This is a genomic window from Pseudomonas sp. TE12508 (assembly GCF_056279485.1).
In genome coordinates, this window is the sequence record NZ_JBWCCN010000005.1 from 135,881 (window position 1) to 162,027 (window position 26,147).

Here is a 26,147-nt window from a genome sequence, read left to right on the forward strand (position 1 = left end):
AGACCCGGCGCGGAGGGGAAACTAGTTGAGAACGCCCCCTAAACCAGCGCAGCCTGATAACGCGCAGCGACTTCAGGCCAATTGATCACGTTGTAGAACGCATTGATGTAATCCGGACGACGGTTCTGATAACGCAGGTAATAAGCATGTTCCCAGACGTCCAGGCCGAGGATCGGCGTATTGCCGTTCATCAACGGGCTGTCCTGGTTGCCGCTGCTTTCAACGATCAAGATCTTTTGCGGCGTCACACTCAACCAGGCCCAACCGCTGCCAAAACGGGTCAACGCAGCTTTGGTGAAGGCCTCCTTGAAGCTGTCGAGACCACCCAGCTGTTCGTCGATCGCCTTGGCCAGCGAGCCTTCAGGTTGGCCTCCGCCGTTGGGTGCCATCACTTCCCAGAACAACGAATGGTTGGCATGCCCACCGCCCTGATTGATCACTGCAGCACGGAGCTTTTCCGGCAATTGCTGGACAGCCGCCACCAGTTTTTCCACCGGCCATTCAGCAAATTCAGTGCCTTCGACTGCAGCGTTGAGGTTGTTGATGTAGGTCTGGTGGTGTTTGGTGTAGTGGATTTCCATGGTTTGCGCATCGATGTGCGGCTCCAGGGCGTCGTAGGCGTACGGCAAGGCGGGCAAGGTAAAAGCCATTTCAATGAACTCCATGTTGTAAGGGCGCAGGCTGATGCGAGGTCGAAGCGGTGTCGGTGCGCAGCAATCTGTGGGTGCGCGGATACTCGCCGTGTTCGCTGATGAAATTCAGCAGCTCGACATAGGTTTTGCTGCTCTGGCGTAGCGCGGCTTCACGCAAGGCCGGCGCCAGTCGCGGGTCCTGCATGGTCTGCAAAAGCCGTTGATGGATCGCGCACAGGTACTCGGCGCTCTCCTCCGGCTGGTTCAGACGCAGGTGCAGGTCCGCCAGGTTATGGTGGGAAATCACGCAAGCCGCCACCGCTTCGTCGGCATCCGCCCAGCGCTCGAACAACACCTGGGCCAGGGCCAATGCCTGCAAGTAGGCCTCGCGGGCATCGACCAGCTCGCCCAGCATGAAACAGCGATTTGCTCTTTCGATCGTGCGTTTCCAGTGCTCCATGGTGAGCCTCCAAAGCGGTAACAGTGATTACACGCCGCCTGCGGTGAGCTTCTCTGGGTTGAGCAATTCTTCCAGTTGGCTGCGCGTCAGGTCGGTGTGTTCCAGGGCGACATCGATTACCGGCCGGCCCTGCTGATAAGCCTTCTTGGCAATCTCAGCAGCTTTTTGGTAACCAATGATCGGGTTGAGTGCGGTGACCAGAATCGGATTGCGCGACAGCGCTTCCTTGAGCCGGGCCTCGTTGACCTTGAAGCTGGCAATAGCCTTGTCGCCCAGCAGACGGCTGGCGTTGGCCAGCAACTCGATACTGCTCAGCAGGTTCTGGGCGATGATCGGCAGCATGACGTTCAGCTCGAAATTGCCCGACTGACCGGCGACGGTGATCACCGTGTCGTTGCCAATCACCTGAGCGGCGACCATGGCGGTGGCTTCGGGGATCACCGGATTGACCTTGCCGGGCATGATCGACGAACCGGGCTGCAAGGCTTCGAGTTCGATTTCACCGAGCCCGGCCAACGGGCCGGAATTCATCCAGCGCAGGTCATTGGCGATTTTCATCAAGGAAACCGCCGTGGCCTTGAGCTGCCCTGAAACGCTGACCGCCGTGTCCTGCGAGCCGATTAGCGCAAACAGGTCCTTGCCCGGCGTGAACTGCACCTGCGTCAGTTGGCTGAGTTGCTGGCTGAAACGCGCCGCAAACTCTGGATGGGCATTGATCCCGGTACCCACCGCCGTGCCGCCCTGGGCCAGGGATTGCAGGCTTGGCAGCAGATCCTGCAGGTGACCGATATTGGCCTTGAGCTGTTGCGCCCAGCCATTGAGCACCTGACTCATGCGCACAGGCATGGCGTCCATCAAATGGGTACGCCCGGTTTTGACGAACGGATGAACCTGCTCGGCCTTGTGCTCGATCACCTGCACCAGATGCACCAGCGCCGGCAGCAACTGCTCATGCAAGCTCAACGCGGCGCTGACATGGATGGTGGTCGGGATGATGTCGTTGCTGCTTTGGCCGCAATTGACGTGATCGTTGGGATTGACCGGCTCGCCCAACAAGCGGCTGGCCAGGGTGGCGATCACTTCGTTGGCGTTCATGTTGGAACTGGTGCCGGAACCGGTCTGGAAGATATCCACCGGGAAGTGCTGCATGAAGTCGCCCTCAAGCAGTCCTTGAGCGGCGTCGACGATCGCCTTGCCCTGGGATTCGCTGATCTGTTTGAGTTCGACGTTGGCTCGGGCGGCAGCGGCCTTGGCCAGAATCAGCGCCCGGATGAACTGCACGGGCATCGGTTTGCCGCTGATCGGGAAGTTATCCACTGCGCGCTGGGTTTGCGCGCCGTACAAAGCATCAATCGGGACATTTAACTCGCCCATGCTGTCGCGTTCGATACGTGTGTTATTCATCAGGAGATCCTTGCACCAGTTCTATGAGAGGAATCGAAGGTTGCAACTCGCAAGTCGCCAATTGCCACGCGTAGCTTTGCCAACGTTTGAGGCGGCATTTGCAGAGTGACTGCCGTTCGAGATCGCGCAACGGCCGCCAGGCCTGGTCGAGACACAAGCTGCGCCAGTGCCAGGGCAGCGCGACGTCGGCGGCCGTGTCGAGCAATAAACGGAAGGAAGTTTCGGCGATGGTCCAGGGAGCGGTGGCCGTGCAACACGCCAGATACCGGCCTTCGGCCAGGTAATGTTCAATCAGGCGCGGCTCGTCAGGGTCCATGGCGCAACGGATCTGGCGACTCATCCAGCGCCAGCTTTCGAGGTAAGGCTGCTCGTGCAAGGCAGAACTCATAATCCGGGCTCATTCGGTAATGAGATTTATTATTAGATGATAATGAGAACCAAAACAAGGTCTACAGCCCACACCGATCATGTGGGAGCGAGCCTGCTCGCGATATTGGCGGAACATTCGCCAACTTTGTCGACTGACACATCGCTATCGCGAGCAGGCTCGCTCCCACAGGGGAACACTGCAAGGCGCATAAAAAAGGCGCGCCACCCAACGGTGGCGCGCCTTTTTGTGCAGCGATCTGAGGCTTAGCTACCCGCCACCGTCATCCGCTCGATCAACACCGACCCGGTGCGAATATTGCTGCGCAGTTCCAGGTCATTACCAACTGCGATGATCTGCTTGAACATGTCACGCATATTGCCGGCGATAGTCACCTCCTGCACCGCGAACTGGATTTCGCCGTTCTCGACCCAGAAACCCGCCGCGCCCCGGGAATAATCGCCAGTGACCATGTTCAGGCCCTGCCCCATCAGTTCGGTGACCAGCAAGCCTCGGCCCATGCGGCGCAGCAAGGCTGCCTGATCTTCATCGCCGTGGGTGACGAACAGGTTGTGCACGCCGCCGGCGTTGGCGGTGCTCGGCATGCCTAGCTTACGACCGGAGTAGGTGCCGAGTACGTAGGACACCAACTCGCCCTTCTCCACGAAGGGCTTGGCGTAGGTCGCCAGGCCATCGCCGTCGAAGGCCGAACTGCCCAAGGCGCGCATCAAATGCGGACGCTCATCGATGGTCAGCCATTCCGGGAAAAGCTTCTGCCCCAGGGTGCCTTCGAGGAACGAGGATTTGCGGTACAGACTGCCACCGGAAATCGCCGACAGGAAACTGCCGAACAAGCCACCGGCCAGTTCCGCAGAAAACAGCACCGGCACTTCGCAAGTCGGCACCGGACGCGCGCCCAGGCGGCTCGCCGCCCGTTGCGCGGCACGTTGGCCGATGCTCTCTGGAGAGGCCAGCAAATTGCCCTGACGGTTCACGTCATACCAGTAATCGCGCTGCATCTGGCCATCGGCTTCGGCGATCATCACGCAACTGAGGCTGTGACGAGTCGACGCGTAGCCACCGATAAAACCGTGGCTGTTGCCGTAAACCCGGCAGCCCTGGTGAGTGCTGAGGGTGGTGCCGTCGGCATTCTTGATCCGGCTGTCGGCGGCAAACGCCGCCGCTTCACAGGCCAGGGCCTGCTCGATGGCTTGCTCCGGGGTAATGTCCCATTGATGAAACAGGTCGAAATCCTGCAGATCCTTGGCCATCAGCGCGGCATCCGCCAGGCCCGAGGCTTCGTCTTCAGACGTGTGCTTGGCGATGGCGAGTGCCGCGGCGACGGTTTCGTGAATCGCTTCCGGGCCGCTGGCCGATGTGCTGGCCGAGCCCTTGCGCTGGCCTACGTACAAGGTGATGCCGAAGCCCTGATCGCGATTGAACTCAACGGTTTCGACTTCCCGCTGACGCACCGTGGTCGACAAGCCCTGCTCCAGCGACACGGCCACTTCACAGGCACTGGCGCCCTGGCGCTTGGCTTCAGCGATGATCTGCTCGACTTGTTCTTGCAGTGCCGGCAACGCTTGTGGGCCGACGCTTTCAACTGCACTCATGCTGTTCTCCACTCAAATTCTGCTTTCGGCTGGGGCCTTCGAGCGACCGGGCCGGACAAGCGGCCCCCGACTGGTTATCATGGCGGCGTTTCTTTGCGGACGGCCACCATGGTTGATTCTTACGACGACTCCCTCGATACGGGAGAAAAAAGCAAATCCCAGGTTAAACGCGAGCTGCATGCTCTGGTTGACCTCGGCGAGCGCCTTACAACGCTCAAGCCTGACTTGCTGGCAAAACTGCCATTGACCGACGCTATGCGCCGGGCCTTGGCCGATGCGCCCAAGCACACCGCGAATATCGCGCGTAAACGGCACCTTATGTTCATCGGCAAACTGATGCGCGATCAGGACACTGACGCCATTCTGACTCTGCTCGATCAACTCGATGCCTCCACTCGGCAGTACAACGAACGTTTCCATGGCCTGGAACGCTGGCGCGATCGCTTGATCGCGGGCGACGATGCAGTCCTGGAGAAGTTCGTGCTCGACTACCCGGAAGCTGATCGTCAGCAATTGCGCTCCCTGATCCGTCAGGCCCAGCACGAACTGGCGACCAACAAGCCACCGGCTTCGAGCCGTAAAATCTTCAAGTACATCCGTGAGCTGGACGAGACTCAACGCGGTCTGCGTTAAGTCCCGAATCGGGTGAGTCGCTACGCGGTTCACCCGAAGCTCCATCCCTCAAGATCCTGTGCCACCCACAGTGATCGCATCGATTTTCAGCGTTGGCTGGCCGACACCCACCGGCACCGACTGCCCATCCTTGCCACACGTGCCCACACCGCTGTCCAGCGCCAGATCGTTACCGACCATCGACACCTTGCTCATGGCTTCCGGCCCGTTGCCGATCAACGTCGCACCTTTGACCGGGGCAGTAATCTTGCCGTCTTCGATCAGGTACGCCTCGCTGGTGGAGAACACGAACTTGCCGCTGGTGATGTCCACCTGGCCACCGCCGAGGTTGGCGCAGTAGATGCCGCGCTTCACCGAGGCGATGATTTCCGCCGGGTCGCTTTCGCCACCGAGCATGTAAGTGTTGGTCATGCGCGGCATCGGCAGGTGCGCATAGGACTCCCGACGACCGTTGCCGGTGCGGGCCACGCCCATCAGACGCGCATTAAGCTTGTCCTGCATATAACCTTTGAGCACGCCGTTTTCGATCAGCGTGGTGCACTCGGTCGGGGTGCCTTCGTCGTCGACGCTCAGCGAACCACGGCGCCCGGCGAGGGTGCCGTCATCGACGATGGTGCAGAGCTTCGAGGCAACCATCTCGCCCATGCGCCCGCTGTAGGCCGAACTGCCCTTGCGGTTGAAATCGCCTTCCAGGCCATGACCGACAGCTTCGTGCAGCAACACGCCTGACCAACCGGAACCCAACACCACCGGCAACGTACCGGCCGGGGCCGGGATCGCTTCCAGATTCACCAGCGCCTGACGCAACGCTTCGCGGGCATAGCCCATGGCGCGGTCGTCGCTGAGGAAATAGCGGTAATCGGTACGACCGCCACCGCCATGACCGCCGCGTTCACGACGACCATTCTGCTCGACGATCACGCTGACGTTGAAACGCACCAGTGGTCGCACATCCGCCGCCAGCCCGCCGTCGGTGGAAGCAATCAAAATCCGCTCCCAGACCCCGGCCATGCTCACGGTGACTTGCTGGATACGCGGGTCGAGGGCGCGAGTCGCCACGTCGATGCGCTTGAGCAGTTCGACTTTCTCGGCACGGGTCATCACTTCCAGCGGGTTGTCCGGCCCGTACAATTGGGCGACATCCTGGGTGGTGAATGCCTGCACAGTGCCGTTCTGCCCGGCCCGGGAGATCGAACGGGCCGCACGGGCAGCCGCGCCCAGTGCTTCGAGGGTGATCGCATTGCTGTAGGCGAAACCGGTTTTTTCACCCGATTGCGCACGCACGCCGACACCCTGGTCGAGGTTAAAGCTGCCTTCCTTGACGATCCCGTCTTCCAGTGCCCAGGACTCGGAAATTTGCCCCTGGAAATACAGGTCGGCGGCATCGATGCCCGGGCCGGCCAGATCGCCGAGCACACCTTGCAGGCTCTCGATCGTTACGCCGCCGGGCGCCAGGAGGTGTTCACTGACGGAGGACAACAACTCGCTCATATGCTTTACGCCTTAAATTCGTCGTTCTGATGCAGGTCGCTGGGCGCCCTGCGAGAAAAAGCGCCGGTGAGTGGACACCGGCATCCGCGCCCTGATAGACGCCTGTTCGCTGCTGTCGCGTTGGGCCAGCAGCACGGCCTCGCCTTGATCCTGTTGCGCCAGCACACGTCCCCATGGGTCGATAATCGCGGCATGACCAAAGGTTTCTCGTGGCCCCGGATGCATCCCACCCTGAGCGGCCGCGAGCACATAACACTGAGTCTCGATAGCCCGCGCGCGAATCAGCACATCCCAATGGGCCGCGCCGGTCACCGCGGTAAAGGCCGACGGCGCGGTAATCAATTCCGCGCCGGCCGCACGCAATTCGCTGTACAGCTCCGGGAAACGCAGGTCATAACACACCGTCAGGCCGACTCGACCGACCGGAGTGTCGGCAATAACCACACCACTGCCATAAGCATAGTCATCGGATTCGCGATAACGCCCGCGATTATCCGCCACGTCTACGTCGAACAGGTGCAGCTTGTCATACCGTGCAACGGTTTCGCCGCGGTCATCCACCAGCAACGAGCATGCATGCACTTTGGCCGTCGGTTGATCCACTGGCGGCAACGGCAATGTGCCGGCCACTATCCATAACTTGAGGTCGCGGGCGGTCTGTTTCAACCACGGCAGGATCGGGCCTTCGCCCAAGGCTTCGGCGCGGCCGATGTCAGCAATGTCGCGCCGGCCCATGGCAGCGAAGTTTTCCGGCAGCACGGCAAGCCGCGCGCCACCGGTCGCCGCCTGCTCAAGCAGACGACGGGCCTGGGCCAGATTGACCAGCACGTCGCTCTGGCTGACCATTTGAATCACCGCTACAGACATGGCCTATTCCCTATGTGAAATCTACGCATACCTGTAGGAGCTGCGGAGTGAAACGAAGCTGCGATCTTTTGACCTTGAACTTTGAAGTCAAAAGATCGCAGCCTGCGGCAGCTCCTGCAGGGGTATGCGGCGTCGCATGAAAACATGCTACTCCATAGGCCCAAAGAGTGCTTTTTCAAAAGAATTCAAAAAGGCTTGTCGAAGGTGATTTTCGGATCTTTCCATGGGCCTTTGACGGTGTATTTGACGCTGGCATAGCGCGCCACGCGGTCACCGATCAGCTTGTCGATCAGGAACAGCGCCCCGCCGACGGCCGGTGCACCGACGATCAGCGCGGCAATCGGCAGATTGTTGGTCACCGGTAAAGTCACCAACAACTTGGCATCGATCTGATCACCCACCAGGTCCAGCGTGCCATTGAGCTCCACATTGCTCGACGGCCCGGTCAGCAGAATGGGTTCACGGGTCACGTAGACGCCGTTACTGGCAACCAGCAAGCCTTTGACCCGGTCATAGCTCAAGCCTTTGCCGAACAGGTCGGAAAAGTCCAGGCGCAAGCGGCGGCCAATGGAGTTGAAGTTGAGCAGGCCAAATACCCGCAGCGCCTGAGCGCTGCCCTCGACTTCAACAAACTGACCTTTATTCAGTGACGCATCAAGGCTGCCGGAGAAGCGTTTGGTGGCCAGCCACGCGGGTGACCCAGGCCAACGACCATCGACGTCCATGTGAAACTCTTCGCTGGTGACGCTCGGTGCAAAACCCCAGCCCTTGAGCACGTCGGCAAGGTTCTTGCCACTGACTCGGCCCTTGTACCAACTGCTGGAGTTACCCGGCACGCCTTCCCAGCCACCGCTGCCCCGCAAGAGAATGCCCTTGAGGCCCAGATCAAGGGCATTGAAGGCGACGCCCTTGTCGGTCGGCCGAACCTTCAGGTGCCACCCGCCCACCAGATCCGGCCCCTGGAACAGCTGATTAATAGTGACATCCAGCGCCGGGATCTTCGTCGGGTCCACCGTGGCCAGCGGATCCGGCGAATTCTCGTCAGCCAGCGCGGTAGGGTCTCGTGCCGGCAAACGTACGTATTGCAGATTGACCGCAATCGGTGCGGCTTTCGCATCGGGAATTCCGACGCTGCCCTTGGCTTGCTGACTGTCGAGTTGCAAGGCCCACGCGGTCGGTTTACGCGTCAACTGCACCGACGCCTGATCGAGGGTGGTGCCGAAACCAGTGAGTTTTCCAACCTTCAAATCCGCGCCACTGAGCAACTGTTTGGCACTACCGCCAGGATCCTGGCCAGCGTATTTGCTCACCAGATCCTGCCAAGGGGCGAGATCCAGCTCGGACAGTACCCCACGCACGCGCAAGCCTTTGGCGCCGGGCAACACGGCACTGCCGCCACCGAGAAACAACTCGCCGCGACCGTCGGCGAAATTGCCGGTCGGTGCCGCAAACGTGAAACTCGCCAGTTCACCATAGGTGGCCCAGTAACGCCGCTCCGGCCCCTGCAGGGTCATGCGGAACACGGTATCGCGCCCGACATCGGCCGCCATGCCGAACGGTGCCGGCAAATCCACCGCCACGCCTTTGAGGTTGGAGCTGACCATCAATTGGCTGTCTGCGCCATCAAGGTTCAGTTGCAGCTGATAAGGGATCGTCCCCGTCACCGGCAATGGCTGAGTGACATTCAGCCATTCAGTCAGTTTTTTGACCTCGACCTCACTCGTCGCCGCGACCCGAGTGTTGAGCTTGCCCGGGCTACCTTCAGCGAAGATCTGTGCGGTCACCGGCTTGTCGAAGGCTCGCGCCGTGATCTTTTGCCCGCTCAGCCCCTTGGTGCTGTCGAAACGGAAATCACCCTTGAGGTGCGTCAGTTCCAGGGTGGGCTCACTGAGCTTCAAACGGGCCTTGGCGGTTTTGAAGTCGACGAGGATTTTCGGCTGCTCGCCTTTGACCAGCGGGATATCGAGTTTGAGCTTGCCTTGCAGATCGCCCTCGCCTTCCCAGCCAGCGAACGTGTCGGCGGTGCCGATTGGCGCTTCTTGCAGAATCTTCAGGCCATCGCCCAACCCGCCAGCGAACGCGCCATCGAGGAACAGATGAGTGCTCTGCCCGGCAGGCACACGAGGAATATTGACGTAGACGTCGCTGACCTGGGTGTCGAGCAATTGGCCCTCGCTCGCGAGGATCCGCACGCCGCTGTCTTCGATGAACACATCGCCGCTGACCTTGCTGACATGCGGCCAGCCCGGCTGAAACGCCAGCTCGGCATCGTGGACCTTGAAAAACAGGCTGATGCTGCGAGCCGTTTCGGCGGCGCCGTGGTTCAGCGAGCCCTGGTACTGGAAGAAGCCTTCATCCACGGCGCCTTTGAGAATCGCGGTACGCAGCCATTCGTCCAGCCCCGGGCTGAGAACCGTCGGCAGGTACTTGGCGGTGTAGCGACCGTCGCCGTCGACCAGGCCGACCCGCAGGTCCATGTAGTCTTCCTGGGTGTGATCGAAATGCAGGCGGATCAGGAAATCGCCGGCAATCTTGCCCTCCTCGCCCAGCACCTTCAGGTACGGTGCGATCAGGGTGAAAGCTTCTTTGTCGAGTTTCCAGGTCAACCGGGCGTTGGCCTGAATGTATTGCCATGGTTTGGCGAAAATCGGGTCCAGATGCAGGGAGAAATCCTTGCTGTCCATGCGCAGTTCGCCCTGCCCGAGGTCGCCGCGGATGCTGCCACTGACATTTCGCACCGCTGGTGCACCGCGATAGGCGTCGAAGCCGACCTTTTCCAGATTGGCGGCAAAGCTGAATTTGCTGTCATCGGTAGCGGCTGGGCGGAAGTCGATCAGCACGTTGCGCAAAACTCCGGTGACCTTGAGCCGCTCGACCGCCGTGGCGACACCTTCGGGCAGTGGGCCCAGCGCGTTCAGCAGCGGAGTGAGCGGTGTGAGATCGAGACGGTCGGCTTGCAGGTGCAAGAGCTCTGGCACCTTGTCTGTCGCGGCAGTTTGTTGAAATTGCAGTTTCGATTCCCAGCGGGTGTCACCCAGGCTCATCGCCAGAGAATCCAGGGTCACTTGAACGCCTCTGGAACTGCGCTGGAAATACCCGTTCAGCGCCAGATTATTGATCTGGATCGGCTTGCGCTCGGCATAGGCGCCCTTGAGTTGCGGCGCGTTCAAACGAATCGCGGCGCGTTGCACGGTGCCCTTGCTCCAGTTAATCCAGAACTCGCCACCGGCCTTGATCTCGGAAAAATTCCATTGCTGGGTCAGGCGCTCGGGCAACCATTTCGACCAATCACTTTGCGGCAGGCTCAGGTAAGCGTCCGCTTCGCCGTCCTTCCATTGGGCAGCGCGCAAACGGGTGCGCAGGCTCATCGCCACCGGCTGGCCGTCGGGCAGGGTCAAACGGGCATCGAGCCGCTGGCGGGATGGACCGGTTTTCAGATTCAGGCCGACGTACGTCAGGGTCAGCGGCGACTCCCCCAACGGCTGCAAAGTGATCTGGCTATCGAGTACCGACAGCTGCTGGACCATCTGCATGCGATTGAGCAGTTGCTCCGGGTTCAGCGGCTGGTCCTGCTGCACTGGCAAACCTTCCAGCGCCCAATGACCGTCCTCACCTTCCTTGAGGCTGATCTTCAGGCCGTTGAGTTCCAGGTGTGCAATGCGCACTTCGCGCGCCAGCAGGCTGGCCCAGAGATCCGGCACCGCGCGCACTTGATCCAGGCGCAAGGCATTGGAACCCTCGCCGACCATCACATCATGGGCCAGCAGGACCGGGGCGAGGCCGCTCCAGTTGCCTTCCAGCTTGCCGATCTGCAGGGGCATGCCCAAGGCATCGCTGGCTTTGTCTTCGACGTCGGCACGGTACTCGGCCACCAGCGGCGTCAGCTCTCGGCCGAGGCTGACGAACAGCGCCATCAGCACTAAAACCAACGCACACAGGCCCAGACCCCAGCGGGTCAGTGCGGCCAAAATGCGTGTCAGACGCTCCATGTCACTTGGCTCCCATGGCAAAAATACTGCAAAAAGCTGAGGCCAGCCGTTTTAGTGGAGGTGAAACACAACGATTCAGAGCAACACCACGTCGTATTGTTCCTGGGAGTACATGGTTTCCACCTGGAACCGAATGGTGCGCCCGATAAAGCCTTCGAGCTCGGCGACGTTGCCCGACTCTTCGTCGAGCAAGCGGTCGACCACTTTCTGATTCGCCAGCACCCGATAGCCTTCAGCCTGATAGGCCCGGGCCTCACGCAGGATTTCGCGGAAGATCTCGTAGCACACGGTTTCCGGGGTCTTGAGTTTGCCGCGACCCTGGCAGCTGCTGCACGGTTCGCACAGCACTTGCTCAAGACTTTCACGGGTGCGCTTGCGGGTCATCTGCACCAGGCCCAACTCGGTAATGCCGATGATGTTGGTCTTGGCGTGATCGCGTTCCAGTTGCTTCTCGAGGGTTCGCAACACCTGACGCTGATGCTCTTCATCTTCCATGTCGATGAAGTCGATGATGATAATCCCGCCCAGATTACGCAGGCGCAGCTGACGGGCAATGGCGGTGGCGGCTTCGAGGTTGGTCTTGAAGATGGTTTCTTCGAGGTTGCGATGACCGACAAAGGCCCCGGTATTGACGTCGATGGTGCTCATGGCTTCCGCTGGATCGACCACCAGATAGCCGCCGGATTTGAGCGGTACCTTGCGCTCCAGGGCTTTCTGGATTTCGTCTTCGACACCGTACAGGTCGAAGATCGGCCGTTCGCCAGGGTAATGCTCCAGACGGTCGGCAATCTCCGGCATCAATTCGGCGACGAATTGCGTGGTTTTCTGGAAGGTTTCCCGGGAATCGATGCGGATCTTCTCGATCTTCGGGCTCACCAGGTCACGCAAGGTGCGTAGCGCAAGGCCGAGGTCTTCGTAAATCACACTCGGCGCGCTGATGGTCTTGATCTGTTCGTTGATCTGGTCCCAGAGCCTGCGCAGATAGCGGATATCCATGAGGATTTCATCGGCCCCGGCGCCTTCGGCAGCAGTACGCAAAATGAAACCGCCGGCCTCCTTGATGCCTTCTTTGGCCACGCAGTCGGTGACCACCTGCTTGAGACGTTCGCGCTCGGCTTCGTCCTCGATCTTCAGGGAAATGCCGACGTGGGCGGTGCGCGGCATGTACACCAGATAGCGCGACGGAATCGACAGTTGCGTGGTCAGGCGTGCGCCTTTGGAGCCGATCGGGTCCTTGGTGACTTGCACCACCAGGCTTTGACCTTCATGAACCAGCGCACTGATGCTTTCGACCGTCGGGCCTTCGCGAAGAGAAATCTCCGAGGCATGAATGAACGCGGCGCGGTCCAGACCGATATCGACGAAGGCGGCCTGCATGCCTGGCAATACCCGCACGACTTTGCCTTTATAGATGTTGCCGACGATCCCGCGCTTTTGCGTGCGCTCGACATGGACCTCTTGCAGGACACCGTTTTCAACCACCGCCACGCGCGATTCCATCGGCGTGATGTTGATCAGGATCTCTTCACTCATGGCAGGGTCTCGTTCAGGCATGTTCACGATAATGGCCGCATCTTGTCAGTACGACGCTCAACGCGCGTTAAAGGTTTGCCAACAGGGTATGCCGAAATGGCCGAGCAGCTCGCAGGTTTCGCACAACGGCAATCCGACCACCGCCGAGTAGCTGCCATTAAGCCCGGCGACGAACACCGCGCCCAGTCCTTGAATCCCGTAACCGCCCGCCTTGTCCCGGGGTTCGCCGCTGGCCCAATAGGCCGCGGCTTCGGCACGGTCGATGGTGCGAAAACGCACCAGGCTGCGCACCACCGAAGACTCGCAACGCTCGCCATTGCGCACCGCAATCGCGGTCAGCACTTCATGTTCGCGCCCGGACAACAGCATAAGCATGGCGCATGCGTCGGCTTCGTCCACCGGCTTGCCGAGAATTTTCCCGTCCAGCACCACGGCGGTGTCGGCACCCAGCACGCAGAAATCGGCGTCGGACACGACCGTGCCATGCCCGGCCTCGGCCTTGCCGCGCGCCAGACGCTCGACATAGGCCAATGGGCATTCTTCAGGTAAGGGGGTTTCATCGATGTCCGCGCTGATGACGGAGAACGACACGCCGATTTGCGTGAGCAGTTCACGCCGACGCGGCGAGCCTGAGGCGAGGTACAGCTGTTTCATCAAGACATCTCCCTGCTAGCGCCCTGTCTCACAAATACTGTTCCTTTTTGTCGAGACAGGGCACCGGTGCGAGCACATGCCTGACCGAATTAATTGATTTTGTAGCGTCGACGCAAACCGCGCAAACCGTAGCTGATCCAGGGCCAGAGCAACGCACTGACCAGTGCCGGCAACACCAGTGCCAGGGTCGGCTGACGATTGCCGGTCAGGGCGCTCAGCCACAACTGAACCAGTTGGGCGAGGCCGAAGATCACCAGGATCACCAGGCTCTGTTGCCACATCGGGAACATGCGCAGGCGCTGTTGCAGCGATAGCACCAGGAAGGTAATGAGTGTGAGGATCAACGCGTTCTGGCCCAGCAACGTGCCATACAGCACATCTTCGGCCAGCCCCAGGCACCAGGCGGTCACCATGCCGACTTTCTGCGGCAGGGCCAGCGCCCAAAAGGCCAACAGCAAGGCCAGCCATAGAGGCCGCAGGATTTCCATGAATTGCGGCAACGGCGAAACGCTGAGCAGCATGCCAATGGCAAAGGTCAACCAGACCATCCAGCCATTTCGGGAGGAAGTGGTACCGCCCATTATTCTCTTCCCCCAGTGGTAGCCGGCGCGGAGACAGGCGGTTTGGCAGCTGGCTTCACGGCAGCGGGTTGGGCCGCCGGTGGTTTGACGGCGGCCGGTGCCGACGCGGGTGGCTTACTGGCAGCATGAGGAGCGGCTGCCGGGGTTGCGGCAGCAGGTGCAGCCGCCGGAACAGCCGGAGCAGCAACGGCAGCCGGTACCACCGACACGGCAGGTTTGGGCACGGTTGCGGGAATGATCGGCCCACCGCCATGCTGGTCCAGCGCTTCCTGAGCCTGGGCGGCGTCGTTGGCGCGTTCCTCAGGCGTGCGTCCGTCACTGAATACCAACAACAGATAACGGCTGCGGTTCAATGCAGCGGTCGGCACCGCACGGACGATGGCGAACGGTTGACCGGAATCGTGAATCACTTCCTTGACCGTCGCCACCGGGTAACCCGCCGGGAAACGCTGACCGAGGCCGGAGCTGACCAGCAAATCGCCTTCTTTGATGTCGGCGGTATCGGCCACATGACGCAGCTCAAGGCGCTCCGGGTTACCGGTGCCGCTGGCAATCGCCCGCAGACCGTTACGGTTCACCTGCACCGGAATGCTGTGAGTGGTGTCAGTCAGCAACAGTACGCGGGAGGTATACGGCATCAACTCGACCACCTGCCCCATCAGGCCGCGGGCATCGAGCACCGGCTGACCGAGGATCACACCGTCGCGCTCACCTTTATTGATGATGATGCGATGGGTAAAGGGGTTGGGGTCCATGCCGATCAACTCGGCCACTTCGACCTTTTCGTTGACCAGCGCGGAAGAGTTGAGCAACTCGCGCAGCCGAACGTTCTGCTCGGTAAGGGCGGCCAGCTTTTGCATGCGCCCCTGCAACAGCAGGTTTTCGGTTTTGAGTTTTTCGTTTTCGGCGACCAGTTCGGTCCGGCTGCCAAATTGGCTGGCCACACCTTGCCATAGCCGCTGCGGCAGGTCGGTGATCCAGTAAGACTGCATCAGCACCAGCGACATTTGGCTACGCACTGGCTTGAGCAGTGTGAAGCGGGCATCGACCACCATCAGCGCGACCGATAGCACGGCCAGCACCAACAAGCGCACGCCCAGTGAGGGGCCTTTGGTGAAAAGCGGTTTAATAAGCCGCTCCTCCCAGGCAAATGTTCTCTTTATTCATACGGCATCAAACCGGCCTGGATGCAGACTGACAGAAGATAAACGCAACAGGCAGCACTGCAAAGTGCTGCCTGCGCGCTCAACAGCATAGAGGCGATCCGGCGACTTACTCGCTGGAAAGCAGATCCATGGTGTGTTTATCCATCATTTCCAATGCACGGCCACCGCCGCGTGCAACGCAGGTCAACGGGTCTTCGGCGACGATCACCGGCAGACCGGTTTCCTGGGCCAGCAACTTGTCGAGGTCGCGCAGCAAGGCGCCACCACCGGTCAGTACCAGACCACGTTCGGCGATATCCGATGCCAGCTCCGGAGGCGATTGCTCCAGTGCACTTTTCACGGCCTGAACGATGGTGGCCAGGGACTCTTGCAGAGCTTCCAGCACTTCATTGGAGTTCAGGGTGAATGCGCGTGGAACGCCTTCGGCCAGGTTACGGCCACGAACGTCGACTTCGCGAACTTCGCCGCCCGGGTAAGCCGTACCGATTTCCTGTTTGATGCGCTCGGCGGTGGATTCGCCGATCAGGCTGCCGTAGTTGCGACGCACGTAGGTGATGATCGCTTCGTCGAAGCGGTCGCCGCCAACCCGTACGGATTCAGCGTAAACCACACCGTTCAGGGAGATCAGCGCGATTTCAGTGGTACCGCCACCGATATCGACAACCATCGAACCGCGAGCTTCTTCCACCGGCAGACCGGCACCGATTGCAGCAGCCATCGGCTCTTCGATCAGGAACACTTCGCGGGCACCGGCACCAAGGGCCGATTCACGGATGGCACGTCGCTCAACCTGGGTGGATTTGCAGGGAACGCAGATCAGCACACGAGGGCTAGGCTGCAGAAAGCTGTTTTCGTGAACCTTGTTGATAAAGTACTGCAGCATTTTTTCGCAGACGCTGAAGTCGGCGATCACACCGTCCTTCATCGGACGAATGGCAGCAATGTTGCCCGGCGTACGGCCGAGCATGCGCTTGGCCTCGGTGCCGACAGCGACGACACTTTTCTGGTTACCGTGTGTCCGAATAGCCACAACCGATGGCTCATTCAGGACGATACCGCGCTCGCGCACGTAAATAAGGGTGTTGGCAGTGCCCAGGTCAATGGAAAGATCGCTGGAAAACATGCCACGCAGTTTCTTGAACATGGGAAAGGGACCCTAGGCAACGCGTGGGTAAAAAAGTGCGGCAAACTCTAACAACGACAGGGATTTTGGGCAAGGCGCCAATATGTTAAATTGGCCGCTTTTCTGTGCACCAAGCCCCACAATCGCGGCCTTGAGACCGTAGAAATGCGGTAGTGTTCCGACAATCTAACACACGGACGCCGTCCGTTCTGTTTTCCACTGGAGAATCCCATGGCGCTTGAACGCTCCGACGTGGAAAAAATCGCTCATTTGGCCTGCCTTGGCCTCAATGATGCCGATCTTCCACACATCACTTCGGCCCTGAACAGCATTCTCGGGCTGGTCGACGAAATGCAAGCGGTCAATACCGACGGTATCGAGCCGCTGGCCCACCCATTGGAAGCGAGCCAGCGCCTGCGTGCAGACGTCGTGACCGAAACCAATCATCGCGAGGCCTATCAGTCCATCGCACCAGCGGTCGAAAACGGCCTGTATCTGGTTCCGAAAGTCATCGACTAAAGGGAAAGAGCCTGCAATGCATCAATTGACTCTGGCCGAGATCGCCCGCGGACTCGCCGATAAAAAGTTTTCTTCCGAAGAGCTGACCAAAGTCCTGCTGGCGCGTATCACCCAGCTTGACCCGCAGCTCAACAGTTTCATCAGCCTCACCGAAGACCTGGCGCTGCAGCAGGCGAAAGCCGCTGACGCTCGTCGGGCCAACGGTGAGAGCGGCGCCCTGCTCGGCGCGCCGATCGCGCACAAAGACCTGTTCTGCACCCAGGGCATCCGCACCAGCTGCGGCTCGAAGATGCTCGACAACTTCAAAGCACCGTACGACGCCACCGTAGTCGCCAAACTGGCTGCTGCCGGGGCCGTGACCCTGGGCAAGACCAACATGGACGAATTCGCCATGGGGTCGGCCAACGAGTCGAGTTACTACGGCGCAGTGAAAAACCCGTGGAATCTGGAACACGTTCCGGGCGGTTCGTCTGGCGGTTCGGCTGCTGCAGTTGCCGCGCGCCTGTTGCCGGCAGCCACCGGCACCGACACCGGCGGTTCGATTCGTCAGCCCGCCGCGCTGACCAACCTCACCGGCCTGAAACCGACGTACGGTCGTGTTTCGCGCTGGGGCATGATTGCCTACGCGTCCAGCCTCGATCAAGGCGGCCCATTGGCCCGCACCGCCGAAGACTGCGCGATCCTGCTGCAAGGCATGGCCGGTTTCGACCCGCAGGACTCCACCAGCATCGACGAGCCCGTGCCTGATTACAGCGCCGGCCTCAACGGTTCGCTGCAAGGCCTGCGCATCGGCGTGCCGAAGGAATACTTCAGCGCAGGTCTGGACCCGCGCATCGCTGACCTGGTCATGGCCAGCGTTGAAGAGCTGAAAAAGCTCGGCGCCGTGGTCAAGGAAATCAGCCTGCCGAACATGCAGCACGCAATCCCTGCGTACTACGTGATCGCCCCGGCGGAAGCGTCTTCCAACCTGTCGCGTTTCGACGGCGTGCGTTTCGGCTATCGCTGCGAAGACCCGAAAAACCTGGAAGACCTGTACAAGCGTTCCCGTGGCGAAGGTTTCGGCCCGGAAGTGCAGCGCCGGATCATGGTCGGTGCCTACGCGCTGTCGGCCGGTTACTACGACGCCTACTACCTGAAGGCGCAGAAAATCCGTCGCCTGATCAAGAACGACTTCATGGCTGCCTTTAATGAGGTCGACATCATCCTCGGCCCAACCACGCCGAACCCGGCCTGGAAGCTCGGCGCCAAGAACAGCGACCCGGTCGCTGCGTACCTGGAAGACGTCTACACCATCACCGCCAACCTCGCCGGTCTGCCGGGCTTGTCCATGCCTGCAGGTTTTGTCGATGGCCTGCCGGTCGGCGTGCAGTTGCTCGCCCCGTATTTCCAGGAAGGCCGCTTGCTCAACGTTGCGCACCAGTATCAGTTGAACACTGACTGGCACACCCGCACCCCAACCGGCTTCTGAGGAGAAACACATGCAATGGGAAGTCGTGATCGGGCTGGAGATTCACACCCAGCTCACCACCCGGTCGAAAATCTTTTCCGGTAGCTCCACCACTTTTGGTTCCGAGCCGAACACCCAGGCCAGCCTGGTTGATCTCGGCATGCCCGGCGTATTGCCGGTGCTGAACCAGGAAGCGGTGCGCATGGCGGTGATGTTCGGTCTGGCCATCGATGCCGAGATCGGTCAGCACAACGTGTTCGCCCGTAAAAACTATTTCTACCCGGACCTGCCCAAGGGCTACCAGATCAGCCAGATGGAATTGCCTATCGTCGGCAAGGGCCACCTGGACATCGCCATGGAAGACGGCACGATCAAACGTGTCGGTGTGACCCGTGCGCACCTGGAAGAAGACGCCGGCAAAAGCCTGCACGAAGAATTCACCGGTGCCACCGGCATCGACCTGAACCGTGCGGGTACGCCACTGCTGGAAATCGTTTCCGAGCCGGACATGCGCAGCGCCAAGGAAGCCGTGGCCTACGTCAAGACCATCCACGCGCTGGTGCGCTACCTCGGCATCTGCGACGGCAACATGGCCGAAGGTTCGCTGCGTTGCGACTGCAACGTGTCGATCCGTCCAAAGGGCCAGGTTGAATTCGGCACGCGCTGCGAGATCAAGAACGTCAACTCGTTCCGCTTCATCGAGAAGGCAATCAACAGCGAAGTGCAACGCCAGATCGAGCTGATCGAAGACGGCGGCAAGGTGATCCAGCAGACCCGCCTGTACGATCCGAACAAGGACGAAACCCGTCCGATGCGCAGTAAAGAGGAAGCCAACGACTACCGTTACTTCCCCGATCCGGACCTGCTGCCGGTGGTCATCGAAGACTCGTTCCTCGACGACGTGCGCGCCACCCTGCCGGAACTGCCACCGCAAAAACGCGAGCGTTTCCAGGAACAGTTCGGTCTGTCGGTCTACGACGCCAGCGTCCTGGCCACCAGCCGCGAGCAAGCCGATTACTTCGAAAAAGTCGCGAGCATCGGCGGCGACGCCAAACTGGCGGCTAACTGGGTAATGGTTGAACTGGGCAGCCTGTTGAACAAGCAAGGCCTGGACATCGACCAGTCGCCGGTTTCGGCCGAGCAACTGGGCGGCATGCTGCTGCGCATCAAGGACAACACCATCTCCGGCAAAATCGCCAAGGTGGTGTTTGAAGCCATGGCCAACGGCGAAGGCAGCGCAGACGAGATCATCGACAAGCGCGGCCTCAAGCAAGTGACCGACACCGGCGCGATCTCGGCGGTGCTGGACGAAATGCTCGCGGCCAACGCCGAGCAGGTCGAACAATACCGCGCGGCAGACGAAGCCAAACGCGGCAAGATGTTCGGCTTCTTCGTCGGCCAGGCCATGAAAGCCTCCAAAGGCAAGGCCAACCCGCAACAGGTCAACGAACTGCTTAAAAGCAAGCTCGAAGGCTGATTGCAATGGAGCCAGTTTTAAAGCCTGGCTCTACCCCTTGTGGGAGCGAGCCTGCTCGCGATGACGGCGGCACATCCATCATTGATGTGACTGACAGTCCGCCATCGCGAGCAGGCTCGCTCCCACATTTGTTTTTGGGAGCTTTCTAAATGAAGCGTCTGCTCAGTGCCTGCGCCCTGCTCTCGTTGCTGGCCGGTTGCGCCAGCACGGATGTTGTTGATCCACACGGCTACGACAAGACCGGCGTAGCTTCGTATTACGGCGCCAAACACCATGGCAAACGCACCGCCAGCGGCGAGCGTTTCAACCAGCACGGCCTGACCGCCGCCCATCGCCAGTTGCCGTTCGGCACCCGGGTGAAGATTACCAACCTTAATAACGACAGGTCCTGCGTGGTGCGCGTCAACGACCGCGGGCCATACTCTCGTGGGCGCCTGATCGACGTGTCACGTGAAGCGGCCGAACAGTTGGGCATGCTGCGCAGTGGCACCGCGAAAGTTCGCGTGCAAGCCCTCGACGACTGATAGACGGAGCGCTGACTATTTTCGGACTTGCCGATTTACCCCTGATCAGCGTGATTGAATTGTTCAGCGGTCTGTTTTTACTGATCGCCGGTGCCGAACTGATGGTGCGCGCCGCCGTGCGCCTGGCCGCGCGACTGCATGTGCGGCCGCTGATCATCGGCCTGACCATCGTGGCCCTCGGCAGCAGCGCACCGCAGATGGCGGTCAGCCTGCAAGCCACCCTGGCGCAAAACGCCGACATCGCCGTTGGCAGCGTGATCGGCAGCAGCATCTTCAACATCCTCGTCACCCTCGGGCTCTCGGCGCTGATTATTCCACTGCGGGTGTCGCGGCAATTGGTGCGCCTGGATATTCCGCTGATGATCGGCGCCAGCCTGTTGGTGTTCGTGCTGGCGTGGAACGAAGAATTGAACCGGGCCGACGGCGTGATTCTGCTGGGCGCGCTGGTGCTGTACCTGGGCTTGCTGCTGCGCCAGTCGCGGCACTCGGCCCGTCCGCCATCGAGCGCGCATGAAGCGCCACAGGCACCGTGGTTCAGCAGCTTGCTGATGATCGTCGCCGGGCTGGCGATGCTGGTGTTCGCCGGACACTTGCTGCTTGGCGCCGCAGTAGCGGTCGCGACCGACCTGGGCTTGTCGGAGCGGATCATAGGCCTGACCATCGTCGCCGTCAGCACGTCCTTGCCGGAGCTGGCCACTTCGTTGATCGCCGCGTTGCGCGGTCAGCGGGACATCGCGGTGGGCAACGTGATCGGCAGCAACCTGTTCAACCTCCTGGGCGTGCTCGGGCTTACCGCATTGATCGCGCCGTCGCCGCTGTCGGTCTCGCCCAATGCCCTGGATTTCGACCTGCCGGTGATGCTCGGTGTCGCGGTGCTGTGCCTGCCGGTGTTCTATTCCGGCTACCGGGTGACGCGCGCCGAGGGCCTGCTGTTCTTGGGTTTGTACCTGGCCTATGGGCTGCATGTGGTGTCGTTCACCACGGGAATGCCGCTGGCCGGAAAGCTTGAACACCTGATGCTGTTTTTCGTCCTGCCGGCGCTGGGGGCGTTTTTGCTGTTCACGTCGCTGCGCGCCTGGCGTCGCCAACACCACAAGAGGGAATTGCCATGAGCACTGATAAAAAGCCTGGGCTTGAAGTCCGTCGCCAAGTGATGGGCGACGCTTTCGTCGACCGCGCCTTGGGCAACGCCACCGAGTTCACCCAGCCGTTGCAGGACTTCGTCAACGAACACGCCTGGGGCGGGGTCTGGAACCGTGAAGGTCTGCCGCTGAAAACCCGCAGCCTGATCACCCTCGCCGCGCTGACCGCGTTGAAGTGCCCGCAAGAATTGAAAGGCCATGTGCGCGGTGCGCTGAACAACGGCTGCACCGTGGAAGAAATTCGCGAGGCGCTGCTGCATTGCGCGGTGTATGCCGGCGTGCCGGCGGCGATCGATGCGTTTCGGGCGGCGCAGGAAGTGATTGATAGCTACCAGAAGCCGGAGTAACAGCCTGGCGGTTGTAGCGTTAGAAAGATTGCTATCGCGAGCAGGCTCGCTCCCACAGGTGAATGCATTCCAAATGTGGGAGCGAGCCTGCTCGCGATGAGGCCTTTAAGAACACCGCAAAACCTTCGCCTAAATCCACCCACCCCACTGCAACAAAAAGATCCCGATGTTAGTGGTGACCGCCGCCATCAGCGTGGTAATCACGATGATCGCTGCCGCCAGTTCATGATTGCCATTGGCCTGCCGCGCCATGACGAAACTGGCCGCCGCGGTGGGGCTGCCGAAGTACAAAAACAGAATCCCCAACTCCGCCCCGCGAAAACCCCAGAGCCAGGCGCCAAGCGTCGCCAGCACTGGCAGGCCGATCATCTTCACCAGGCTTGAACTCAGCGCCATCGTGCCGCTTTTGCGCATCGCCGCCAGCGACAACGTGCCCCCGATGCAGATCAGCGCCAACGGCAAGGTGGTTTGTGCCAGGTACTGGCCGGACGTTTCCAGCCACCCCGGCAAACCGATCTTGAAATAGGCAAACGGCGCCGCCGTAAACACGCTGATGATCAGCGGGTTGACCATCACGCTCTTGCAGATACTCCACGGGTCAGACTTGATCACCGGGCTGTAGACCGCCAGCACGATGGTCGAGAGCGTGTTGTAGAACAGAATCACCAACGCCGCGAGAATGGCCCCAAGGGAAATCCCGTAATCGCCGTACATGCTCGCCGCCAGTGCCAGACCGATAACGCCGTTGTTACCGCGAAACGCGCCTTGGGTGTAGATCCCCCGGTCTTCCCTCGGGCATTTCCAGATCGCCCAGCCCCAGGCAATCGCAAAACACATCAGCGTGGCAATCGAGAAGTAGATCAGCAGCGCCGGTTGCAGCGCGGCATGCAGGTCAGCATGCAAGATGCCCAGAAACAGCAACGCCGGCATGGTGACGTTGAACACCAGGGCCGACGCGGTATGAATGAAGTTGTCGTTGATCCAGTCGATGCGCTTGAGCAGCGCCCCCAGAAACAGCATGGCAAACACCGGCGCGGTGATGTTCAGGGTTTCGAGGAAAATAGCCAGCATGCCGGAAGAACCTTGGGTGGGCGTCGTTAGGGGGCTAATGATAAGCCACTTTCACCCGGATCGTTCCCACGCTCTGCGTGGGAATTCCTCTTGTGACGCTCTGCGTCACGCTTTTGGGACGCAGAGCGTCCCGGGCTGCATTCCCACGCAGAGCGTGGGAACGATCATTACGTGATCGGCGCAGGGTTGAACAAGGTAATGTCGTTATGCAGCTTATGCTGCTCCGCCCACGTCAGTTTCTTGCCGCTGGCCACGTCCAGGTAGTAGTGGAACAACTCCCAGCCAAGCTCTTCAATCGACGCTCGCCCGGTCGCAATCCGCCCGGCATCGATATCGATCAAATCCGGCCAGCGTTGCGCCAGTTCTGTTCGGGTCGACACCTTTACCACCGGCGCCATCGCCAACCCATAAGGCGTACCCCGCCCGGTCGTGAACACATGCAGGTTCATCCCCGCCGCCAACTGCAACGTCCCGCAGACAAAATCACTGGCCGGGGTCGCGCAGAAAATCAGCCCTTTGCGCTTGAATCGCTCGCCAGGGCCGAGCACCCCGTTGATCGCGCTGCTGCCGGACTTGACGATCGAGCCCAGCGACTTCTCGACAATGTTCGACAACCCGCCCTTCTTGTTCCCCGGCGTGGTGTTGGCACTGCGATCCGCTTCGCCCTTGGCCAGGTAACGGTCGTACCAGTCCATCTCCCGCACCAGTTCCTGAGCCACTTCCTCGGTTTCGGCGCGGGACGTCAGCAGGTAAATCGCGTCGCGCACCTCGGTGACTTCGGAAAACATCACCGTCGCACCGGCCCGCAGCAACAGGTCCGAGGCGTAGCCGAGCGCCGGGTTGGCAGTGATGCCAGAGAACGCATCGCTGCCGCCGCACTGCATGCCGAGGATCAGCTCGGACGCCGGCACGGTTTCCCGACGACGCAGATCGAGCTTCTTCAAGCGGGTTTCGGCCAGTTCCATGATCTGCTCGATCATCTCGGTGAAACCGTGGCTGGAGTCCTGCAAGCGGTACAGCCACGGCTCGCTCAAATCCACCGAACTATCGTTCTCGTGCATCACCTGCCCGGCCTGCAATTTTTCGCAGCCCAGGCTGATCACCAGCGCTTCGCCACCCAGGTTCGGGTTGCGCGCCAGATTGCGCACGGTGCGGATCGGGATGTACGCGTCGGTGGCGGTGATCGCCACGCCGCAGCCGTAACTGTGGGTCAGCGCCACCACGTCATCGACGTTCGGGTACTTGGGCAGCAGTTCGTCCTTGATGCGTTTTACCGCGTGATCCAGCACCCCCGTGACGCATTGCACCGTGGTGGTGATGCCCAGAATGTTGCGCGTGCCGACGGTGCCGTCGGCGTTGCGATACCCCTCGAATGTGAAGCCTTCCAGCGGTGCCTGTGCGGCCGGCACTTCGGTGGACAGCGGCAGGCTGTCCAGCGGCGGCGCGGTCGGCATGCGCAGTTGATCTTCCTTGACCCAGCTGCCGCGAGGAATGGGCTGCAACGCGTAGCCAATGGTCTGGCCGTAACGAATCACCTGGCCGCCCTCGGGAATGTCCTCGAGAGTGACCTTGTGGCTCTGCGGCACGAAATCCACGGTGACCAAACCATCGGGGAATTCGGTGCCGGCCGGTACGCCCTGATCGTTGACCACGATCACCACATTGTCCCGCTCGTGCAGGCGGATGTAGCGCGGCGAGTCGGAATGTTCAATCAACTGCATGACGCCGCTCCTCAGGAATGCGCTTCAGATAACTTATTGTTGGTTTCAGGACCGCTGACAGGCGGCTCTTTGAGTACCACACGTTTGATCGGGCCAACGATCACCAGATAGCTGAAGACGGCTACCAGCGCGTTGCAACCGACGAACACCAGCGCCCATTTGAATGAACCGGTGGAGCTGATGATGTAGCCGATAACGATCGGCGTGGTGATCGACGCAATGTTGCCGAAGGTGTTGAACAGGCCGCCGCTGAGGCCGGCGATCTGTTTCGGCGAGGTGTCGGACACCACGGCCCAGCCCAACGCGCCCACGCCTTTGCCGAAGAAGGCCAGGGCCATGAAGCCGACGACCATCCATTCAACGTCCACATAGTTGCAGGCCACGATGCTGCTGGACACCAGCAGGCCGGCGATGATCGGCGCCTTGCGGGCAAACGTCAGCGAGTGACCTTTGCGCAGCAGGTAATCGGAAATCACCCCGCCAAGCACACCACCGATAAACCCGCAGATCGCCGGCAGCGAGGCAATAAAACCGGCCTTGAGGATGGTCATGCCGCGCTCCTGCACCAGGTACACCGGGAACCAGGTCAGGAAGAAGTAAGTGATGCCGTTGATGCAGTACTGACCCAGATACACGCCGAGCATCATGCGGTTGGTGAGCAGTTGGCGGATGTAGTCCCACTTCGGACCGTCGCCTTTTTTGCCTTTGCCTTTGTCCTGGTCCATGTCGACCATGCCGCCGTTGTCGGCGATGTGCTTGAACTCGGCGTCGTTGATCATCGGGTGCTGGCGCGGGCTGTAGATCACCTTCAGCCAGATCCCCGAGAAGATGATGCCGATCACCCCCATGACGATGAACACGTGCTGCCAGCCGAAGCTGTAAACGATCCAACCCATCAGCGGTGCGAACAACACAGTGGCGAAGTATTGCGCCGAGTTGAAGATCGCAGACGCTGTACCGCGCTCAGCGGTCGGGAACCAGGCCGCCACGATGCGTGCGTTGCCGGGGAAGGATGGCGCTTCGGCCAGGCCCACCAAAAAGCGCAGCATGAACAGCGCAACCACCGCCGTGGACATGCCGAACTCACCGACATAGCCCTGCAGCACGGTGAACAGCGACCAGGTGAAAATGCTCAACGCGTAGATTTTTTTCGAACCGAAACGGTCCAGCAGCCAGCCACCGGGAATTTGCCCGGCCACGTAGGCCCAACCGAATGCGGAGAAGATATAACCGAGGGTGACCGCGTCGATGCCGAGGTCTTTTTGCAGGCTGGAGCCGGCGATTGCGATGGTGGCCCGGTCGGCGTAGTTGATCGTGGTCACCAGAAACAGCATGAGCAGGATCAAATAGCGGACGTGAGTCGGCTTGGTCGATTGCATTGTAGAT

The 26,147-nt window shown here is 60.6% G+C and carries 23 protein-coding genes; 7 read left to right on the top strand and 16 right to left on the bottom strand.

Translation table 11 applies throughout. The annotated features are described in order from the left end of the window. Positions 1–38: 38 nt before the first annotated feature. From ACZ9IM_RS08585 to pmbA, 5 genes are all read right to left on the bottom strand, one after another. Positions 39–650: a superoxide dismutase gene (locus ACZ9IM_RS08585; protein WP_476223702.1), complete on the bottom strand. Its 612-nt coding sequence runs from the start codon at positions 648–650 to the stop codon at positions 39–41. 1 nt (position 651) lies between these two features. Further along, the gene (locus ACZ9IM_RS08590; protein WP_476223703.1) at positions 652–1,092 is read right to left on the bottom strand and encodes a hypothetical protein; all 441 of its coding nucleotides are present in this window, start codon (positions 1,090–1,092) and stop codon (positions 652–654) included. 27 nt (positions 1,093–1,119) lie between these two features. After that, complete coding sequence (locus ACZ9IM_RS08595; RefSeq protein ID WP_427623344.1) at positions 1,120–2,496, bottom strand: class II fumarate hydratase; 1,377 nt, start codon at positions 2,494–2,496, stop codon at positions 1,120–1,122. After that, entirely contained in the window at positions 2,489–2,884 is a 396-nt protein-coding gene (locus ACZ9IM_RS08600; protein WP_427623346.1) for a FagA protein, read from the bottom strand. Before ACZ9IM_RS08600 ends, ACZ9IM_RS08595 begins: the two co-directional genes overlap by 8 nt. 245 nt (positions 2,885–3,129) lie before the next feature. Then, positions 3,130–4,476 carry a metalloprotease PmbA gene (gene pmbA / locus ACZ9IM_RS08605; protein WP_476223704.1) on the bottom strand — a complete coding sequence of 449 codons (1,347 nt, stop codon included), beginning with the start codon at positions 4,474–4,476 and terminating at the stop codon, positions 3,130–3,132. Positions 4,477–4,584: 108 nt separating this feature from the next. Here pmbA and yjgA point away from each other — a divergent pair, with 108 nt between their 5' ends. Continuing rightward, positions 4,585–5,109, top strand: a complete 525-nt coding sequence (yjgA, locus tag ACZ9IM_RS08610) for a ribosome biogenesis factor YjgA (protein ID WP_007901505.1) — start codon at positions 4,585–4,587, stop codon at positions 5,107–5,109. 48 nt (positions 5,110–5,157) lie between these two features. Here the strand turns inward: yjgA and tldD are convergent, their stop codons facing one another. From tldD to mreB, 8 genes are all read right to left on the bottom strand, one after another. Further along, complete coding sequence (tldD, locus tag ACZ9IM_RS08615; protein WP_427623350.1) at positions 5,158–6,600, bottom strand: metalloprotease TldD; 1,443 nt, start codon at positions 6,598–6,600, stop codon at positions 5,158–5,160. Between the two features lie 12 nt (positions 6,601–6,612). Further along, positions 6,613–7,467 (bottom strand): carbon-nitrogen hydrolase family protein, encoded by an 855-nt coding sequence (locus ACZ9IM_RS08620; protein ID WP_476223705.1) that lies wholly within the window; start codon positions 7,465–7,467, stop codon positions 6,613–6,615. Between the two features lie 185 nt (positions 7,468–7,652). Continuing rightward, entirely contained in the window at positions 7,653–11,456 is a 3,804-nt protein-coding gene (locus ACZ9IM_RS08625; protein ID WP_476223706.1) for a YhdP family protein, read from the bottom strand. A gap of 75 nt (positions 11,457–11,531) precedes the next feature. After that, complete coding sequence (gene rng / locus ACZ9IM_RS08630; RefSeq protein WP_008067330.1) at positions 11,532–12,989, bottom strand: ribonuclease G; 1,458 nt, start codon at positions 12,987–12,989, stop codon at positions 11,532–11,534. 57 nt (positions 12,990–13,046) lie between these two features. Further along, complete coding sequence (locus tag ACZ9IM_RS08635; protein ID WP_476223707.1) at positions 13,047–13,643, bottom strand: Maf family protein; 597 nt, start codon at positions 13,641–13,643, stop codon at positions 13,047–13,049. An 89-nt stretch (positions 13,644–13,732) separates the two neighbouring features. After that, entirely contained in the window at positions 13,733–14,224 is a 492-nt protein-coding gene (gene mreD / locus ACZ9IM_RS08640) for a rod shape-determining protein MreD (RefSeq protein ID WP_007901481.1), read from the bottom strand. Next, positions 14,224–15,354, bottom strand: coding sequence for a rod shape-determining protein MreC (mreC, locus tag ACZ9IM_RS08645; RefSeq protein WP_476223767.1), 1,131 nt, complete (start codon positions 15,352–15,354; stop codon positions 14,224–14,226). Before mreC ends, mreD begins: the two co-directional genes overlap by 1 nt. Before the next feature lie 142 nt (positions 15,355–15,496). Further along, the gene (gene mreB / locus ACZ9IM_RS08650) at positions 15,497–16,534 is read right to left on the bottom strand and encodes a rod shape-determining protein MreB (RefSeq protein WP_002555108.1); all 1,038 of its coding nucleotides are present in this window, start codon (positions 16,532–16,534) and stop codon (positions 15,497–15,499) included. A 210-nt stretch (positions 16,535–16,744) separates the two neighbouring features. Here mreB and gatC point away from each other — a divergent pair, with 210 nt between their 5' ends. From gatC to ACZ9IM_RS08680, 6 genes are all read left to right on the top strand, one after another. Further along, entirely contained in the window at positions 16,745–17,032 is a 288-nt protein-coding gene (gatC, locus tag ACZ9IM_RS08655; RefSeq protein ID WP_007901429.1) for an Asp-tRNA(Asn)/Glu-tRNA(Gln) amidotransferase subunit GatC, read from the top strand. 16 nt (positions 17,033–17,048) lie between these two features. Then, the gene (gene gatA / locus ACZ9IM_RS08660; protein WP_427623359.1) at positions 17,049–18,500 is read left to right on the top strand and encodes an Asp-tRNA(Asn)/Glu-tRNA(Gln) amidotransferase subunit GatA; all 1,452 of its coding nucleotides are present in this window, start codon (positions 17,049–17,051) and stop codon (positions 18,498–18,500) included. Between the two features lie 10 nt (positions 18,501–18,510). Continuing rightward, positions 18,511–19,956, top strand: coding sequence for an Asp-tRNA(Asn)/Glu-tRNA(Gln) amidotransferase subunit GatB (gatB, locus tag ACZ9IM_RS08665; protein WP_427623361.1), 1,446 nt, complete (start codon positions 18,511–18,513; stop codon positions 19,954–19,956). Between the two features lie 149 nt (positions 19,957–20,105). After that, on the top strand, positions 20,106–20,480 hold the full coding sequence (locus tag ACZ9IM_RS08670) for a septal ring lytic transglycosylase RlpA family protein (protein ID WP_048396578.1): 375 nt from the start codon (positions 20,106–20,108) through the stop codon (positions 20,478–20,480). A 50-nt stretch (positions 20,481–20,530) separates the two neighbouring features. Further along, a complete protein-coding gene (locus tag ACZ9IM_RS08675) occupies positions 20,531–21,592 on the top strand; it encodes a calcium/sodium antiporter (protein WP_427623363.1) in 1,062 nt (353 codons plus the stop codon). Beyond that, positions 21,589–21,969, top strand: coding sequence for a carboxymuconolactone decarboxylase family protein (locus tag ACZ9IM_RS08680; RefSeq protein ID WP_063341555.1), 381 nt, complete (start codon positions 21,589–21,591; stop codon positions 21,967–21,969). The genes ACZ9IM_RS08675 and ACZ9IM_RS08680 overlap by 4 nt, the downstream gene beginning before the upstream one ends. 129 nt (positions 21,970–22,098) lie before the next feature. On the opposite strand, the gene ACZ9IM_RS08685 is transcribed toward ACZ9IM_RS08680, so the two are convergent. The 3 genes from ACZ9IM_RS08685 to ACZ9IM_RS08695 form a co-directional block, all read right to left on the bottom strand. Then, positions 22,099–23,040 (bottom strand): AEC family transporter, encoded by a 942-nt coding sequence (locus tag ACZ9IM_RS08685; protein WP_427623365.1) that lies wholly within the window; start codon positions 23,038–23,040, stop codon positions 22,099–22,101. Between the two features lie 167 nt (positions 23,041–23,207). Then, the gene (gene garD, locus ACZ9IM_RS08690) at positions 23,208–24,761 is read right to left on the bottom strand and encodes a galactarate dehydratase (protein WP_427623367.1); all 1,554 of its coding nucleotides are present in this window, start codon (positions 24,759–24,761) and stop codon (positions 23,208–23,210) included. Positions 24,762–24,772: 11 nt separating this feature from the next. Next, entirely contained in the window at positions 24,773–26,140 is a 1,368-nt protein-coding gene (locus ACZ9IM_RS08695; protein WP_008015294.1) for an MFS transporter, read from the bottom strand. Between the last annotated feature and the right edge of the window lie 7 nt (positions 26,141–26,147).

Excerpts from the sequence above, each read along its gene's own strand:
- ACZ9IM_RS08585 (WP_476223702.1), bottom strand. The coding sequence starts at position 650 with ATGGCTTTTACCTTGCCCGCCTTGCCGTACGCCTACGACGCCCTGGAG.
- ACZ9IM_RS08590 (WP_476223703.1), bottom strand. The coding sequence starts at position 1,092 with ATGGAGCACTGGAAACGCACGATCGAAAGAGCAAATCGCTGTTTCATG.
- ACZ9IM_RS08595 (WP_427623344.1), bottom strand. The coding sequence starts at position 2,496 with ATGAATAACACACGTATCGAACGCGACAGCATGGGCGAGTTAAATGTC.
- ACZ9IM_RS08600 (WP_427623346.1), bottom strand. The coding sequence starts at position 2,884 with ATGAGTTCTGCCTTGCACGAGCAGCCTTACCTCGAAAGCTGGCGCTGG.
- pmbA (WP_476223704.1), bottom strand. The coding sequence starts at position 4,476 with ATGAGTGCAGTTGAAAGCGTCGGCCCACAAGCGTTGCCGGCACTGCAA.
- yjgA (WP_007901505.1), top strand. The coding sequence starts at position 4,585 with ATGGTTGATTCTTACGACGACTCCCTCGATACGGGAGAAAAAAGCAAA.
- tldD (WP_427623350.1), bottom strand. The coding sequence starts at position 6,600 with ATGAGCGAGTTGTTGTCCTCCGTCAGTGAACACCTCCTGGCGCCCGGC.
- ACZ9IM_RS08620 (WP_476223705.1), bottom strand. The coding sequence starts at position 7,467 with ATGTCTGTAGCGGTGATTCAAATGGTCAGCCAGAGCGACGTGCTGGTC.
- ACZ9IM_RS08625 (WP_476223706.1), bottom strand. The coding sequence starts at position 11,456 with ATGGAGCGTCTGACACGCATTTTGGCCGCACTGACCCGCTGGGGTCTG.
- rng (WP_008067330.1), bottom strand. The coding sequence starts at position 12,989 with ATGAGTGAAGAGATCCTGATCAACATCACGCCGATGGAATCGCGCGTG.
- ACZ9IM_RS08635 (WP_476223707.1), bottom strand. The coding sequence starts at position 13,643 with ATGAAACAGCTGTACCTCGCCTCAGGCTCGCCGCGTCGGCGTGAACTG.
- mreD (WP_007901481.1), bottom strand. The coding sequence starts at position 14,224 with ATGGGCGGTACCACTTCCTCCCGAAATGGCTGGATGGTCTGGTTGACC.
- mreB (WP_002555108.1), bottom strand. The coding sequence starts at position 16,534 with ATGTTCAAGAAACTGCGTGGCATGTTTTCCAGCGATCTTTCCATTGAC.
- gatC (WP_007901429.1), top strand. The coding sequence starts at position 16,745 with ATGGCGCTTGAACGCTCCGACGTGGAAAAAATCGCTCATTTGGCCTGC.
- gatA (WP_427623359.1), top strand. The coding sequence starts at position 17,049 with ATGCATCAATTGACTCTGGCCGAGATCGCCCGCGGACTCGCCGATAAA.
- gatB (WP_427623361.1), top strand. The coding sequence starts at position 18,511 with ATGCAATGGGAAGTCGTGATCGGGCTGGAGATTCACACCCAGCTCACC.
- ACZ9IM_RS08670 (WP_048396578.1), top strand. The coding sequence starts at position 20,106 with ATGAAGCGTCTGCTCAGTGCCTGCGCCCTGCTCTCGTTGCTGGCCGGT.
- ACZ9IM_RS08680 (WP_063341555.1), top strand. The coding sequence starts at position 21,589 with ATGAGCACTGATAAAAAGCCTGGGCTTGAAGTCCGTCGCCAAGTGATG.
- ACZ9IM_RS08685 (WP_427623365.1), bottom strand. The coding sequence starts at position 23,040 with ATGCTGGCTATTTTCCTCGAAACCCTGAACATCACCGCGCCGGTGTTT.
- garD (WP_427623367.1), bottom strand. The coding sequence starts at position 24,761 with ATGCAGTTGATTGAACATTCCGACTCGCCGCGCTACATCCGCCTGCAC.
- ACZ9IM_RS08695 (WP_008015294.1), bottom strand. The coding sequence starts at position 26,140 with ATGCAATCGACCAAGCCGACTCACGTCCGCTATTTGATCCTGCTCATG.